This is a genomic window from Microcoleus sp. B6-A1 (assembly GCF_036705085.1).
Taxonomy (GTDB): Bacteria; Cyanobacteriota; Cyanobacteriia; order Cyanobacteriales; family Microcoleaceae; genus Microcoleus.
This window is the reverse complement of the sequence record NZ_JAUBTU010000058.1, coordinates 13758-30220: the sequence shown is the minus strand read 5'-3', so window position 1 is coordinate 30220 and position 16463 is coordinate 13758. Positions and strand designations below refer to the sequence as shown.

Genomic DNA, 16463 nt, shown 5'->3' with positions numbered 1-16463 from the left:
GCATCAAATCTACTGGTTTTGCCGCCACTGTTGGCAAACAATACCTATTTACAATCTGAACAGATCTAGCTTATCGCCCTCTCTAAATTTAGTTAGACAGCTAGGGCTTAAAGAACAACATTCTTTATAGGTATAATTTAACACTTCTATTTAGGGCTGATCAAGTTTAGAGATTGTCCTAGCGTTAACGGGTTTTCACGCTCAAAACTTTGCTGTGTTGTATAATTAAATTGAAATTATCGCCCATTAAATTGAAGGCAGCTCTATTCAGAGAGCGCTTAATTTATGGCTATCACTCGACTCAACCTGATGATAACCTTATGCCAAAGACCACTTAAAAGATTGCTACCTCTTCTGCTTGGTGTGGTGGCTTCTCTTGCTGTTTTATTTACGTGGCAACAGCTAACCCTCAACGGACAAATTCACATTGAGCAGTTAATTCAGCAGGAAGCCAATGCGATTCATGCACAACTGACCGAAGAATTATCAATTCGGATGCTGACACTTCGGCAGATGGCGAATCGCTGGGAAGCCAATGGCGGTACACCAAAGGCTCTTTGGGAAGCCGATGCTGATGCTTATGTAAAGGATTTCTACGGTTATCAGGCGATCGCATTAGTCGATCCATCATTTAAAGTGCGATCGATTGTGCCACTGGCTGGGAATGAGGCAGCGCAAAACCTAGATCTTAATCAGGAACTGCGTCGCAAAATCACTTTGCAAGTGGCTCGTGATTTGCGTCAACCTATGTTAACTCGCAATGTTTCCCTCGCTCAAGGGGGTCAAGGATTTCTAGCAAGTTTTCCTTTATTTGTAGGGGAGCGGTTTGATGGGTTTATTGTCGGAGTTTTTAAGTTTAAAACTCTATTTGACAGTATTTTAAAAGTGCCTCCTGCGTACAAGGTGGCTATATATGATGGCACAAATTTGATCTACGGTCAAGAGTTTTTATCTCCTCATTCACGGCCTAAAACAGTTGTAATAAGAGCCTATAGTGCAGAGTGGCGAGTAGATATTTATCCCAACTTATATTTAGTAGGAAAAGAAGATTTTTATTTGCCAACAGTTGTGTTAATTGGTGGCTTAATTTTAGTGTGGCTGCTGATTTTGGTCGTGTATCTCGCACAAGTTAGTTATGGCAAAGTCGATAAATTCAAAAAAGCCAATCATCAGTTGCAATGGGAAATTCACCAGCGACAACAGGCAGAAATTGCGATCGCTCGACTAGCTGCGATCGTTGAATCTTCGGAAGATGCCATTATCAGCCAAGATTTAGAGGGTGTAGTTACAAGTTGGAATGTAGGAGCAGAAAAAATTTTTGGCTATACAGCGGCCGAAATAGTAGGGCAATCAGGGAGAAAACTGATTCCCGCAGACTATCGAGATGAGGAAAACGAAATTATCACCAAAATCCAGCGAGGAGAACGCATCGAACACTACGATACAAAAAGGCTGAGGAAAGATGGAACATTAATCGATGTCTCGATTAGTGTCTCCCCCATTAAAGACGAAACAGGGAATATAATTGGAGCCTCAAAGATTGCCCGGAATATTGCTGACCGCAAACAAGCAGAAGCAGCACTACGTCAAAGTGAAGAACGCTGGGAACTTTCTGTACGCGGGAATAATGACGGCATTTGGGATTGGAATGTTCAAACCAATGAGGTCTTCTTTTCTAGTCGCTGGAAGGAAATGCTGGGCTATGAAGACCATGAAATCAAAAACATTGTAGACGAATGGGTTAATCTGATACATCCCGATGATTTGGGATGGGTGATGCAAGCCGTTCAAGACCATTTTGCCAAGAAAACTCCTTTTTATATTACAGAACATCGCGTTCGCTGCAAAGATGGTTCCTACAAATGGATTTTGGATCGTGGTCAGGCACTTTGGGATGATGCCGGTAACGTAATTCGGATGGCTGGCTCTCACACCGACATTACGGAGCGCAAGCAAGCTGAAGTTGCTTTACTGGTAAGCGAAGCCAGATATAGGCAATTGATCGATAACTTAAATGCGGGTTTTGTGATTCATGGGACAGATACCTGCCTCCAATTATGTAATGAAACAGCCGCTGAATTACTAGGGTTTTCAATGGATCAAATGCTGGGAAAACCCGTGAGCGATCCGGCATTGCATTTGGTGCGGGAAGATGGCAGCGTGATGCCCCTAGAGGAATATCCCGTGAATCAGGTTTTATCCACGGGAACTTCCCTCAAAAATCATGTTTTAGGAATTAAAAAAGGAATTAATAGTTTTGTTTGGGTATTAGTTAATGCCTACCCGGAGTTAGATCAAAACGGTCAAATTAAACAAGTTATAGTTACGTTTATTGATATTAGCAAGCGCCAAAAAGTAGAGCTGGAAATCCAAAAAACTCGCAATTTCTTACAAGCACTGTTGGATAATTTACCGATTGCGGTTTTTGTCAAGGATGTACATCCTAAAAATTTTGGTTTCATTCAGTTTTGGAATAAAACTAGCGAAAATTTATTTGGGATTTCAGCCGAACAAATCATTGGCAAAAGTGGCTATGATTTTTTCCCCATAGAACAGGCAAAATTTTTCGAGCAAAAGGATAGAGAAGTCTTTCTCAAGGGCATTGCTGAGGATATTCCTGAAGAAATCATCGATAGTCATAGTCTGGGTAAACGTTGGCTCCATACGGTGAAGATTCCCATTTACGACGATCGCCATCAGCCCCAGTACCTACTTTGTTTGTCTGAAGATATCACCGATCGCAAACAAGCAGAAGCAGAGCTTAGAGAAATGAGTGAGGTGATGCAAAATGCAGTGTCCGGCATTTCCAAACTGGATGTACAAGGGCGTTACCTATATGCCAATAAAGCCTATTCTGACGTGACAGGCTATCAGCCAGAAGAAATGATCGGGATGTCCTGGGAAAAAACCGTACATCCCGATGAGTTGGAAAAACTGGTGGCAGCCTATTGGCTGATGGTGCAAGAGGGCAGAGTTGAAGTTGAAACCAGAGGCGTTCGTAAAGATGGTTCGGTTTTTTATAAGCAATTGGTGATGATTTCAACTTACGACGAACAGCACCAATTTATGGGGCATTACTGCTTCATGAAAGATATTAGCGATCGCAAAAAAGCCGAAGTTGCACTAGAAAAGGAACTCTTGCGGAGTAAAACCTTCTTCAACACTTCACTGGACGGTGTTGTTGTCATGGATTGCGTCGGAAAAGTTGTCGAAGCTAGTCCCAGTTTTGCTCAAATGCTGGGCTACACCCTAGAAGAAACCCTGAATCTGAGTCTGTTTAATTGGGATGCTGAATGGACGAGGGAAGAACTACAACTTATGCTCCAGAGAGAGGAGGTTATTCCGCTGTTTGAAACGCGACATCGCCGCAAGGATGGTTCTGTATATGACGTGGAAATTAGCTGGAACCGGGTGGAATTAGAAGGTGAGATGATGAACTTCTGTATCTGCCGGGATATTAGCGATCGCAAACGCAACGAAGCGGAACGCCAACAAGCAGAACAGGCACTCCGAGAGAGTGAAACTCGCTTCCAAGCCTTCATGAATCACAGCCCTGCCCCTGCCTGGATTACCGATAAAAATGGTGTAATGCTCTATGCCAGCCAGACTTATCTCAATACCTTCGAGTTACCCACTGACGATGTGATTGGAAAATCCATTTTTGAACTTTACCCCGCCGCCATCGCCCAACAATTTCTAGACAATATCCAAACGGTTGCTCAAACCTACGAGGTAATGGAAACGATTGAGATTGCCTCCCGTCAAGATGGAACCCTGGGTGAGTTTCTGGTTTACAAATTTCTCATCCCCGACTTATCTGGGCAAATGCTAGTAGGTGGTGTGGCGATCGATGTGACGCGACAGCATCAAGCTGAAACCGCTTTACAACTGAGTGAGGAACGCTTAATGCTGGCACTAGAAGCCTCTGGAGATGGACTATGGGATTGGGACATTAAAATTGGAGAAGTTTACATTAATTCCTACTACCAGGAGATGCTGGGTTACAAGCCTGGTGAGTTAATGATGAATGTGAACGTCTGGGAGCAAATGATTCACCCTGATGATAAATTATGGGTTTTTGAGTCTCTGAATAGTCACTTGCAAAATAGCTCAGTTAAGTATGCCTTTGACTATCGTGTGCGTTGCAAGTCAGGTGAGTGGAAGTGGATCGCTAACTACGGGAAAGTCGTTGCCTACGATGAAGATGGTAAGCCTTTACGGATGATTGGAACGCACAAAGACATCAGCGATCGCAAACAAAAAGAATTGGCACTGCAGCACGCAATGGAAGCCGCAGAAGCAGCGAACTTGGCAAAAAGTACCTTCCTAGCCAATATGAGCCACGAATTACGCACTCCCCTCAACGTGATTCTAGGATTTGCTCAGGTGATGGCCCATGACTCCTGCCTAACTCCGAACCAAAAAGAAGACCTGCAAACAATTCGTCGCAGTGGCGATCACCTCTTGAGTTTGATTAACGATGTGTTGGATCTCTCGAAAATTGAATCGGGACACTGCACAGTTGAACAAAGCGGATTAGACTTAATTGCGATGCTGCATTCCCTCCGAAATATGTTGGCGGAACGAGCAAGTTCTAAAGGACTTCACCTTTGTTTCGAGATTGCGCCAGAAGTTCCCCAATTTATGCTTGTCGATGCTCAAAAACTGCGCCAGGTTTTGCTCAATCTGCTGAGTAATGCCATCAAATTTACCGATCGGGGAAGCATTACTTTGCAAGTCAGCATTGAGGCGAACGGTACAGGGGCATTAACCACAACTCGGCCGATTCTCCAGTTTGTAATCGCTGACACAGGTGTAGGGATGGCATCGGTCGAACTCGATACCATCTTCGATGCGTTTGTGCAAGCCCAAGCTGGGAAGCGATCGACCGGCGGTACTGGGTTAGGTCTAACCATTAGCCGCAAATTGTTGGAACTCATGGGCGGAAAAATTGCTGTCAGCAGCACTCTGGGAGAGGGGAGTACCTTCACTTTTACCCTTCCCGTCAGCCCCATCAGTGGAGTAAATGTTACACCCGAAGAGAATAATCGCCTCGTGATTGGGCTGGCTCCCAGTCAACCGGAGCGTCGCATTTTGGTGGTTGACGATCAAGCAGAAAATCGCTTGCTAATGGTCAGATTACTGACACAATTAGGATTAGAGGTAAAAGAAGCTACCAACGGACAGCAAGCGGTGCAGATTTGGCAACAATGGCAACCCGACCTAACCTGGATGGACATTCGGATGCCCGTGTTAGATGGATACGAGGCTACCAAGCTAATTCGGGCAATGGAAGACGGACAGAACAGTATCATTATTGCACTTACGGCCCAGGCTTCCCAGAGCGATCGCGCCCTCGCCTTAGCTGCTGGCTGCAACGACTACATCAGCAAGCCCTTCCGGGAACAGACCCTATTTCTTAAGATGGCGGAATACCTAGGTTTAGAGTATGTATATGAGGAAGAGGAAACAGAAAAGGGGAAACGGGGAACAGATTGTTTTCCTTCTTACCTCTTTTCTGTTGCCTCTGGGGTTCCAGATTCCCTCGATCCAACGCTTCTGGCGACATTACCAAAAGAATGGGTGGTTGAGTTGGAAGATGCTGCTTTATGTGGGGATGATGTTGGGATCATTGAACTAGTAGCTGAACTTTCCTCAGAACTCGCTCAATTGGGTACTTATCTGACGGAACTCGCCAACCAGTATCAATTTGAAAAAATTCTTAATCTAATTCAAGACCATTTCCCAAGTGGAATTCCTCCATTGGATTTATAAGCTGTTGTACAGTTAAACGTTTGATTAGGACTAGGGAATTAGGAACAGCCAACAAGAATTAAATTTAATTGTTGGTAATTGTGGAAAAATACTTCGGGAATTTTTATTGATAATTACTGCTCTAAGATGCCTCATAAAACACCAAAATTTTCCCAAGTTACTCCTTTAAATTTAAAAAGTTTAGAGGAATGCAGTGAAGAATCCGTGTATGCGCCCGGTCATATTCAGCCAAACGGAATCGTTTTATTGATGCAAGAAAAAAGCCTCAATATTTTACAAGTCAGTGAAAATGTAGAACAGTTTTTTGGGATTTCGGCAGAAGAATTGCTAGGTCAGCCATTGCCAGGGTTATTGGGTCACGATCGAGTACAAGAAATTGTTAGGTGTCTAGCTCAAGAACAACTAAACATTGATAAGGGTTTCGATCTAAAAATCCCTCTCAAAGACGGCACGATTCAAAGATATAGAAGCACACTGCATCAGCTACCAGATGAGTTGATTCTGGAACTCGAACCCCAATTGACGATTGAAAATAATCATTCAATCGATTTTTATCATCGTCTGCAAACAGTTATCCTCAACTTTCGCACTGCGCTCGGTCTTTCTGATTTAGCTCAAACCATTGCTAGAGAAGTGAAAGCCCTGACCGGGTTCGATCGCGTGATGATTTATCGCTTTGAAGCCGATGATCATGGGGTGGTGATTGCTGAAGAGAAAGAAAGTTATCTAGAAAGCTACTTGGGATTGCATTACCCGGCGATCGATATTCCCGTACCCGCCCGCAAATTGTTTTACAGAAATTGGGTTCGCCAAATTCCCAATATCAATTACACCCCGGCTCGCCTAATTCCCACCAACCATCCCGTAACCAATACGCCCCAGGATCTAAGTGCTTGTGTGTTAAGGGGAGTATCTCCCTACCACATTGAATATTTGCAGAATATGGGAGTGGCTGGGACACTGACGATTTCGTTAATTGACGATCGGCGCCTGTGGGGATTAATTGCCTGTCACCATTACAGCCCGCGATTGGTAGATTACGAAACTCGCAAAACCTGTGAATTTTTAGGACAATTTGCCTCGATCGAACTGGTGCATCAGCAAGAGGGAGAATTGAAGGTTTACCGATCGCAGGCGAAAACTATTCAGGATCAACTTCAGCAGGCATTCCGGCGAGATTCTAATTTTATCGAACAGGTATTGACGGAAAATGCTTCTCAATTGCTAGATTTAGTTCATGCTCATGGAGCTGCAATTCTGCTCGATGGTCGTCTGACATTGGTGGGTCAAACACCATCTGAAGCTGAGGTTGACGAACTCGTGCAGTGGTTGCTGCAACAGAACAAAGAACGAGTGTTTGCAACAGCTTCTTTCTCTCAGTTGTATCCCCAAGCGAAGCAATTCAAAGATCGAGCTAGCGGTGTTTTAGCAATCTCAATCTTGCTATGCTACGCCAAACAAAAGTCATACCATATCCTTTGGTTCCGACCTGAACAAATTCAAACCGTAAACTGGGCAGGTAATCCACAGGATGCTGTCTCGATCGACGAAATTGGAAAAATGTACCTGTGTCCCCGCAGATCCTTTGAACTGTGGCAAGAGACAGTGCGGGAGATGTCTTATCCGTGGCAGATTGCAGAGTTAGAAGCGGCCGCCGAAATGAGACATATCCTCATGCTGGCGGTGTTAGAATTTTCGCAAGCTGCCCTAGAACACGCTGCAGAAAGGGCCGCCATAGCCAACCGGGCCAAAAGCCAGTTCCTTGCCAACATGAGCCACGAGCTCAGAACGCCACTCAACGCCATTCTGGGATTTACCCAGCTTATGAACCGCAGCCCCTATATCCCAGAAGAATTTCAAGAGCATTTAGGCATCATTACCCGTAGTGGAGAACACCTGCTGACATTGATCGACGATGTTTTGCAAATGTCTAGGATTGAAGCAGGGCAATTGGTACTGAGTACAAGCTGTTTTAATCTGCATCGACTACTGGGTTCTATTAACGAGATGTTCACCCTCAAAGCGTCTGAGAAAGGGTTATATTTGAGCAGCGAGTGGGATGCTACTGTCCCGCGTTATGTCTGTGGCGATCAAGCAAAACTTCGCCAAATCTTGATTAATCTGCTTGGGAACGCGATCAAATTTACAACAACAGGAAGCATAGCCCTGCGCGGACGAGCTTTTTCATCAGATGATATGCCATCCGGTACAAATCGCGATCGCGCCACTAATCCATCCGATATTAAACCCACTATTACCCTGTCTCTCGAAGTTGAGGATACCGGATCTGGCATTTCCCCCTCAGATTTAGAATCAATTTTTGACGCTTTCATGCAAACCAATCGCGATCGTCACGATCGAGGAACAGGTTTAGGACTGTCTATCAGTCGTGAGTTTGCGCGTCTGATGGGAGGCGATATCACCGTGCGAAGCACCCTGGATCGAGGCTCGACTTTTACCTGCCAAGTCGTTTTGGAGCTACCAGAGTCCGTTGATGTAGAGGAACCTGAAATTAGCGATCGGATTATCGCGATCGAACCTGGGCAACCTATCTACCGAATTCTAGTAGTAGAAGACGTTGCAGAAAATAGGCAACTGCTGGTAACACTGCTGGAATCAGTTGGGTTTGATGTGTGTGCGGTGGAAAATGGGGTAGAGGCGATCGATCGTTGGCAAACATGGCACCCTGACCTGATTTTGATGGACATTCAAATGCCTGTCATGGATGGTTATGAAGCGACGAGACAGATTCGAGCACAACAGTCATTAGTCATTAGTCATGAGTCATCAGCAGATAACTCAGGGCAAATGTCACAGGACAAAAGACAAATTACACGCATCATTGCCCTCACTGCCTATGCTTTTGAAGACGATCGTATCGCCAGCCTGCAAGTCGGTTGCGATGACTACATTGCCAAGCCCTTTACTGAAGACACACTTTTCGACAAAATAGCTCATCACTTGGGCGTCCGCTACTGCTACGCCGAAAAAGTTCAGCCAGACTCATCAGCTTCGCCACCAAAGATATTTATTCCCGACTTGAAAACCATGCCAACCAAGTGGATTGCAGAAGTTCATGAAGCAGCACTCGATCTTAGTGATAATAAGCTTTATGAACTTATCGCTCAAATTCCCAAGGAGAAACAAGATTTCATTGCCGCGATGAAATCTCTGGTCGATAACTTTCAGCTTGAAGCGATCGCAACTCTCACCCAGATTTAGGAAGAAGACCATGACAACTCTATTCAAACTTGCCGCCCAAACGAATATTCTCATCGTGGATGATACCCCAGACAATCTGCGCTTGTTAGCCAAAATTCTAGAGTCACAGGGCTATATTGTGCGTAAAGCCCTCAACGGCAGAATGGCACTCCAAGGTGTTCATCGCGACCCACCGAGTCTGATTTTACTTGACATCAATATGCCGGAGATGAATGGGTACGAAGTCTGCCAAAAGTTAAAAGCATCGGAAGCGAGTGCTGAGATCCCGGTTATTTTTATCAGTGCGCTCGAACGACTGGAAAACAAGGTACAAGCCTTTGAACTGGGTGGCGTAGACTATATTACCAAACCCTTTCAAGAGCAGGAAGTGCTGATGCGAGTAAAAAATCAATTACTCATCCAACAGCAACGCCAACAACTGCTCGAACAAAATCAACGTTTAGAACACGAAATCCAGGAACGTCTGAGGGCAGAAGCAGAAGTAAGGCAGCTATCCGTGACCGATGAATTAACTGGATTATATAACCGACGGGGTTTCTTTTTATTAGCAGATCAACAATTAAAAATTGCTCGGCGCACGCAAACATCTTATTTTATTTTGTTCGCTGACTTAGATGGTTTGAAAAAGATTAACGACACTTTAGGACACGAAATGGGAGACCGAGTAATCGTTGACGCAGCTCAAATATTGAAGCAAACCTTTCGTGAGGCGGATATTGTTGCTCGACTGGGAGGAGATGAATTTGCTTTATTTATTCCTAACTTTTCTGGTGATTCATCTACTAATTTTCATGCTCGGCTGCAAGACAATATAGATCGCTTTAATCAACAGTCCGAGCGAGCTTATATATCAATAAGTCTTGGTGTGCAGTTTGGGGATTTAAATAATGAAGTTTTATTAGAACAATTGCTGGCAAAGGCTGATAAACTGATGTACGAGCATAAACTCACCAAACGCTGTTTAAATCCTCAACCGTTCTTTTGAGAACAGCGATATAGCCTTTCTCAGTAACATGAGGTGCTCTCGCGGGCATAGGCCTCCGTGGCCTCCGTGGGCATCAGTTGCGAGCGGTGTGTACCTCATTTTATTGAGAACTGCGATATCGGAGGGGAGCATCTCAATGAAAGCAGCCAAGCCCAAAATTGGAGTTAGGAGCCCGGAGCCCGAAGCCCGGAGGAAAGAGTCAGAATTCAGGAGCCAGAAGAAGTGTTTTTACAAATATGAGATGCTCCCGATTGGAGCGCCATAAGCATTATTTATTAAACGTGAGTTCAACCGAGAAAGAGTAAACTGAAAACCAGATAGGGAAACAGCTTGCAGACTTTAGCGCCTCAGCGGGAAAACACGATGCAGTACAGCTCATCACACCTAAACCTGAGAGGGTGGCAACCCCGTTAAAAGGGCTCCCTGTATTAGGTTAAGGGTGTGTGCGTTCAAAAAATGTCGTAGCTATTGAACCTTTGCTCGTTGAAATTGAGATGAATTTTAAATTCAGCGGAATTATGTAAAGTATTGTAGGATTAAATTGGCGATCGCTCTAGCTGTTCGCAATTAAAATTAAGAGAGAGTATTTATGCAAATTGTGCTGGCTACCTTAGACGATGGTTTAGTTAGAGCGTGGGAAAGCACTTGCGGCAGTATGGAAAATGTAAAGATACATCACGGTTCAATATTTGATGTGAAATGCGATGCTATTGTTAGTCCGGGGAATAGTTTTGGTTTCATGGACGACGGCTTAGATTTAGAAATTTCGGAATATTTTGGAGGGCAGGTTCTTGAACGCTTGCAAAAACTAATTCAGGCTCGACATCACGGCGAACTTTTAGTAGGAATGGCAGAAATTGTAGACACCGACCATGCTGAAATTCCCTATTTAATCGCGGCACCAATTATGCGCGTCCCCACAGTTGTAAGAGAAACAGTAAATGTTTATCTAGCAACCCGCGCTATTTTGACTCTCGTAAAATTTGGCTCAGTCCCAGATGGAACGCCAGTCAAACATATCATTGAAACTATCGCTATTCCCGGCATGGGTACGGGAATGGGCAAAGTGCCTCCACATATCTGCGCCAATCAAATGAAAGTTGCACTCGAAGAGATCCTCTTATCTAAGTACGAATTCCCTCAATCTTTACTGCACGCTCAAAGATGTCACCACTTGTTATATACCGACGAAAGCGAAGATTTGCAGTGTGCAAATTGAAAGTATTAAATTTGCCCGTTTTATTGTGTTGAAAAACCAAGTTTATTAGTGTGTGTTTTGTTAGGTAGAGAGACTTATAGCAATCCTTGCAGGAGTCGTACACTTTTTACCCCACCCCAACCCTCCCCGAACCCAAGGTGAGGGAGTAAGAAATTTACAAATGATTTAGGATTGCTATATCACTAATTTAAGTGCGCTAAACCGTACCTACAAATTGGCGGTATCCTACACACGAGAGCAACTTTGGTAGATATAATGTAATAGAACTGAGGTCATTCCAACTAGGTAAGCGCGGATACAAAAGTTGATAAAGCTGGAATAAGAATTGCCTAGTTCTTATTAAATGCCAGAATTCGTTCTGGCGCTACACGTACAAAGTCTGTATAAAAGACCACAATTCTTTCTGGCGCTACACCTACAAAGTCTGCATCCAGGGACTGTGAGATTTTTTGAAAATGTTTACTACCACAGGAGAAGATTGAGATGACAGATCCAAAAGTAACCGAGGAACCAGTTTTAGAGGCAACTCTCGAAACGACGGAGCTCGTCAAAAAAGAGATGCCCGACGCGACTGATGAGGCGATCGCAGAAACTGCGGCGCTGTTTGAAGCAATTAAAAAACGCGCCACCGCCGAAGTGCAAGCAGCGGGCGAACTCACCCGCGAAGCTTATTTAAAAGCTGTCAATAAGGCCTCCGGGGCGATCGAAGAAAATAAGGATCTCGCCCACGAGAGATTCACAGAAGCAGTCAAGCTGATTAAAAAAGAAACTGAGAAAAATTGGCTGGTGGTAGATGCGATTAAAACGCGGGCGCAAGCGCAGGTGCAAGATGCCGGCGAAGTCAGTCGCGAAGCTTATTTGAAAGCAGTGCGACAAGCGCGAGAAGCGGTGGAACAAAATAAATTGATCGAACGCGATCGCATCGAACAAGCTGTTGACCACATTCACACGGAAGCTGAAAAGAATTGGCACCTTATTGTGAAGCAAATTGAGTCGATCGGCACTCGCTTGACGGATGCGGCTAAGTCTGCATGGACGGCGCTGACGGCGTTTTTTGACAAGAAGGATTAAACTCAGATATGACACCATTTTAAAGCACAGGCAAGATGCCTGTTCCACAAAGATTGAATTTTCTTGTGGCACAGGCATCTTGGCTGTTGATATTTAAAGCACAGGCAAGATGCCTGTTCCACAAAGATTGAATTTTCTTGTGGCACAGGCATCTTGGCTGTTGATATTTAAAGCACAGGCAAGATGCCTGTTCCACAAAGATTGAATTTTCTTGTGGCACAGGCATCTTGCCTGTTCATAAAAGGTTTTGACACTAAGCGCTATAATCAAAAAGCATTATTTTTAGTCCATAACCCCCAACCATGAGAAGTTACTACTGCGGCGAACTGCGAAGCGAACACATCGGAGAGACTGTCACCCTTTACGGCTGGGTGGATCGCCGCCGCGATCATGGCGGGGTGATTTTTCTGGATGTGCGCGATCGATCGGGTATTGTGCAAATTGTCAGCGATCCTGAACGCACCCCCGATTCCTATCACGGGGCTGAGGCTTTACGCAGCGAATACGTGGTTAAAATTACGGGTAGAGTCACCGGCCGCCCCGAAGAGTCCCTCAACCCGAAATTGCCTACGGGTGAGGTGGAAATTTATGCTGACGAAATTGAGTTGTTAAATGCGGTTCGCAAACAGTTACCGTTTCAGGTGGCGACGGCGGATACCGAAAGCGTGCGGGAAGATTTGCGGCTGAAATATCGCTATTTGGACTTGCGGCGCGATCGTATGAGTCGCAACTTGCAGCTTCGCCACCAAGTTGTCAAAGCTATACGCCGCCACCTAGAAGATGTCGAAGGTTTCATGGAAATTGAAACGCCGATTTTAACTCGGGCGACTCCCGAAGGTGCGAGAGATTATTTAGTTCCCAGCCGCGTCAATCCCGGTGCATGGTATGCTTTGCCGCAGTCGCCGCAGTTGTTCAAACAATTGTTGATGGTGTCTGGTTTTGACAGATATTATCAAATTGCCCGCTGTTTCCGCGATGAAGATTTGCGCGCCGACAGACAGCCAGAATTTACGCAATTGGACATGGAAATGAGTTTCATGTCTGTGGAAGAAGTAATTGCCTTAAATGAAGGTTTAGTCTGCCATATTTTCCAAAGTGTCAAAGGCGTAGAATTGCCTCGTCCTTTTCCGCGCTTGACTTACGCTGAAGCAATGGATCGCTATGGTAGCGACAAACCGGATACTCGCTTCGGTATGGAATTAGTCGATGTTTCCGATTTGATGAAAGATTCGGGATTTAAGGTATTTTCCGGGGCGGTTGCTGCGGGCGGAATTGTGAAAGTTTTGCCGATTCCTGGCGGGAATGATGCGATTTCTAACGTGCGGATTAAACCGGGCCCGAAAGGCGATTTGTTTAAGGAAGCCAGCGACGCCGGTGCGAAGGGATTGGCTTACATTCGGGTGCGGGATAATGGCGAAATTGATACGATCGGCGCAATTAAGGATAATTTGACGGAAGCACAAAAACAGGAATTGCTCGATCGCACGGGCGCGCAACCAGGTCATTTGTTGCTATTCGCAGCGGCTGATGCGACAACTGTCAATAAGACTTTGGATAGATTGCGTTTGTTCGTTGGTAACGAATTGGGATTGATTGACAAAGACAAGATAAATCTGCTGTGGGTGACAGATTTCCCGATGTTTGAATGGAACGCGGACGAGAAGCGTTTGGAAGCAGTGCACCACCCGTTTACTGCGCCGCATCCTGACGATATTAACGATTTGAAAAATGCGAGAGCTCAAGCTTACGACTTGGTGTTAAACGGTACAGAAATCGGCGGTGGTTCTCTGCGGATTTACCAGCGGGAAGTTCAGGAAAAGGTGTTTGAGGCGATCGGCTTATCGACTGAGGAAGCTTACAATAAGTTTGGCTTTTTGTTGGATGCGTTTGAGTATGGAACTCCGCCCCACGGAGGCATTGCTTACGGTGTGGATCGGTTGGTAATGCTGTTAGCTGGTGAGGAATCTATTCGGGATGTAATGGCTTTTCCGAAGACGCAGCAGGCGGGTTGTTTGCTGACGAATGCGCCGTCTGGTGTGGATGAGAAGCAGTTGAAGGAGTTGCAAGTGCGATCGACTTATACGCCCAAGTCATAAGTATGTAGAATACCTTGACAATTTAACTATTTGTAAATTCCTGACTTTTTTAAGAAGTCGGGAATCTGGGTAGTTTGAGTTTGGTGTCGTTGATGCAGAGGAGTTAAAGAGTTTGGTTGAGGTTGGTTTCGGTGAGTTGGGGAAACCAGGATTTGGGGAAGTTGGGCTAGGTTAAGGGTTGGGTGTGGCTATGCCATAATGAATGAGAGAATGAAATCCACCATTAACCATGACAACCACCGTTGAACTTAACGAAGAATTGGTTAAAGAAGCCTTTCGCTTAACCAATTTCAAAACAGAAAAAGAATTGATTGACTTTGCTTTGCAAGAATTAATTCGCACCCGTAAAAAGCGGAACCTACTTGATTTAAGCGGACAAATTCAATTTACGACTGAGTACGACTACAAAGCTTTGCGGGAAAACCGAAATGTTTCTGATTGATACATCAGTCTGGATCAGCGTTTTCCGCGACAGGACAGGTTTAGTACGCCAATCCCTGGAAGCAATAATCAATGATGAAAGTATTTTTCTGAACCGATTTACTCAGATGGAACTTTTGCAAGGTTGTCGAGATGAACGGGAGTGGACACTATTAGAAACTTATCTCCAAGAACAAGACTACATCGAGTCTACGCCTAATACTTGGGTAGCGGCTGCTCGGATTTACTACGATTTGCAACGACAGGGGTTGACGGTTAGAAGTAGTATCGACTGTTGCATTGCCCAACTTGCGATCGAACACCAACTTATTCTAGTTCATAATGATCGCGATTTTGAAACAATTCAGAGAGTGCGATCGCTCAATTGCTTGCGCTTCCGGCCTGAAAATTAATGAAGATTGTTTGGAATGATAGTTAATTACTTTAAGGGTTGGTTTTTCTGGCATGAATTTCGCTTCGGACTGCTTCTACTTCTTGGGTGATAGTTTCTAAAGAAAGTTCATCGGTTCTAAATGACTCCAAAAGAACTGTTAATTTACTATTTAATACTTCTTTTTCCAGCTCTTGACTTAACTGCAATTTTTCGGGATAGGGCAGTTGTTTGACTAGGGCTAAAATTTGCTCAAAGTTTAGGGAAAGTTGATAGTTGGCTAGAGTCATTGTTCGTTATGTTTAGGGCTTGTCGATATTTTATCTCAAATTTTTGGACTGAGGATGGCTTTAATAGTCCTGGACGCACGGCTGGCGAGAAACCTGGTTTTTTCCGAGAATACTGCGTTACAGCGACAGAACCAGCCAAAAACCCGGTTTCTTTGGTTTGCGCGTGGTCCGAAACCGGTTTTTTTTTCGAGAATACTGCATCTCGACCTTTAACTAAAGTTAAAAACCCGGTTTCTTTGGTATTTATGGGTAAGCTCTAAATGAGACAGAAAAGACGATCGCACTTCACAAAAAAAAGTGCGATCGCCCTCAACAATTACTCTTTCCAGTAACGGGTTAAAATCCGAATTACCTCACCCGCTATCGGCGATGGTAGAGGCGGGCTCCATTCCCCAACTTCTGCAAAACCTAAAACGTGCAGCAGATTAACGATACTTTCTACCGCTTTGGGAACGCCACACAACAGCAAACGAATCGGTTGCTTACCTTGAGGTACATCAGGAATTTCTTCCCGGAGCAGTTCAGGAACTGATTTTGGCTGTGATATCATACAGTTTCTCCTAAATATGGGAGTTTAAGCCCCCACCGAACGATTGCAACTCTGAGCGGTGGGGGTTTTGTTTTGTGTTCACTCTAAAGTATCACGGTATGCACTCCGAGTCAACCCTTGAGGGTAAAATTGATACTGTAGAGGTCAAAAAAAGGTACAATAGGGCAGTAAAAGCACCAATAACAGCCTTGCCAGCAAAACTCCCCAGAATAGTTGTATATCTTCCAGAAGAACTTAAAGCAGACCTAGAGCGGTTAGCCAAATCGCATTATCGGCCGGTCTCGAATATGGTGTTGACATTAATTCAAGAAGCAGTAGATGAGGCTAAATCTGAGGGGAGAATTCAAAGCGACGATCGATCGCAGCAACAGAAAATCGACAGCGACTCTGAATGATTTAACCGCAGAGGACGCAGAGAACACAGAGGAAGAGAAGAGAGAAATG

11 protein-coding genes are annotated in these 16463 nt (G+C 44.7%); 9 read left to right on the top strand and 2 right to left on the bottom strand.

Annotation, left to right across the window (positions count from 1 at the left end; translation table 11 throughout):
* Positions 1-285 precede the first annotated feature (285 nt).
* The 8 genes from QUB11_RS20540 to vapC all read left to right on the top strand — a co-directional run bounded on the left by QUB11_RS20540 (position 286) and on the right by vapC (position 15201).
* A complete protein-coding gene (locus QUB11_RS20540) occupies positions 286-5775 on the top strand; it encodes a PAS domain S-box protein (protein WP_445300860.1) in 5490 nt (1829 codons plus the stop codon).
* A 126-nt stretch (positions 5776-5901) separates the two neighbouring features.
* Entirely contained in the window at positions 5902-8997 is a 3096-nt protein-coding gene (locus tag QUB11_RS20535; RefSeq protein WP_333391572.1) for a response regulator, read from the top strand.
* Between the two features lie 10 nt (positions 8998-9007).
* Positions 9008-9982 carry a diguanylate cyclase gene (locus tag QUB11_RS20530; protein ID WP_333391570.1) on the top strand — a complete coding sequence of 325 codons (975 nt, stop codon included), beginning with the start codon at positions 9008-9010 and terminating at the stop codon, positions 9980-9982.
* 589 nt (positions 9983-10571) lie between these two features.
* Entirely contained in the window at positions 10572-11201 is a 630-nt protein-coding gene (locus QUB11_RS20525; protein WP_333205810.1) for a macro domain-containing protein, read from the top strand.
* A gap of 483 nt (positions 11202-11684) precedes the next feature.
* Entirely contained in the window at positions 11685-12272 is a 588-nt protein-coding gene (locus tag QUB11_RS20520; RefSeq protein ID WP_333205809.1) for a hypothetical protein, read from the top strand.
* Between the two features lie 302 nt (positions 12273-12574).
* Positions 12575-14368, top strand: coding sequence for an aspartate--tRNA ligase (gene aspS, locus QUB11_RS20515; RefSeq protein WP_333205808.1), 1794 nt, complete (start codon positions 12575-12577; stop codon positions 14366-14368).
* Positions 14369-14597: 229 nt separating this feature from the next.
* On the top strand, positions 14598-14810 hold the full coding sequence (locus QUB11_RS20510) for a type II toxin-antitoxin system VapB family antitoxin (RefSeq protein ID WP_333144170.1): 213 nt from the start codon (positions 14598-14600) through the stop codon (positions 14808-14810).
* Positions 14797-15201 carry a type II toxin-antitoxin system VapC family toxin gene (gene vapC, locus QUB11_RS20505; RefSeq protein WP_333205807.1) on the top strand — a complete coding sequence of 135 codons (405 nt, stop codon included), beginning with the start codon at positions 14797-14799 and terminating at the stop codon, positions 15199-15201. The genes QUB11_RS20510 and vapC overlap by 14 nt, the downstream gene beginning before the upstream one ends.
* A gap of 31 nt (positions 15202-15232) precedes the next feature.
* Here vapC and vap15 read toward each other — a convergent pair whose 3' ends face one another.
* Positions 15233-15469: a type II toxin-antitoxin system VapB15 family antitoxin gene (gene vap15, locus QUB11_RS20500; RefSeq protein WP_333205806.1), complete on the bottom strand. Its 237-nt coding sequence runs from the start codon at positions 15467-15469 to the stop codon at positions 15233-15235.
* A 316-nt stretch (positions 15470-15785) separates the two neighbouring features.
* Complete coding sequence (locus QUB11_RS20495) at positions 15786-16019, bottom strand: hypothetical protein (protein ID WP_006633397.1); 234 nt, start codon at positions 16017-16019, stop codon at positions 15786-15788.
* A gap of 74 nt (positions 16020-16093) precedes the next feature.
* On the opposite strand from QUB11_RS20495, the gene QUB11_RS20490 reads away from it, so the two are divergent.
* Complete coding sequence (locus QUB11_RS20490; RefSeq protein WP_333257365.1) at positions 16094-16414, top strand: ribbon-helix-helix domain-containing protein; 321 nt, start codon at positions 16094-16096, stop codon at positions 16412-16414.
* Positions 16415-16463: the final 49 nt, after the last annotated feature.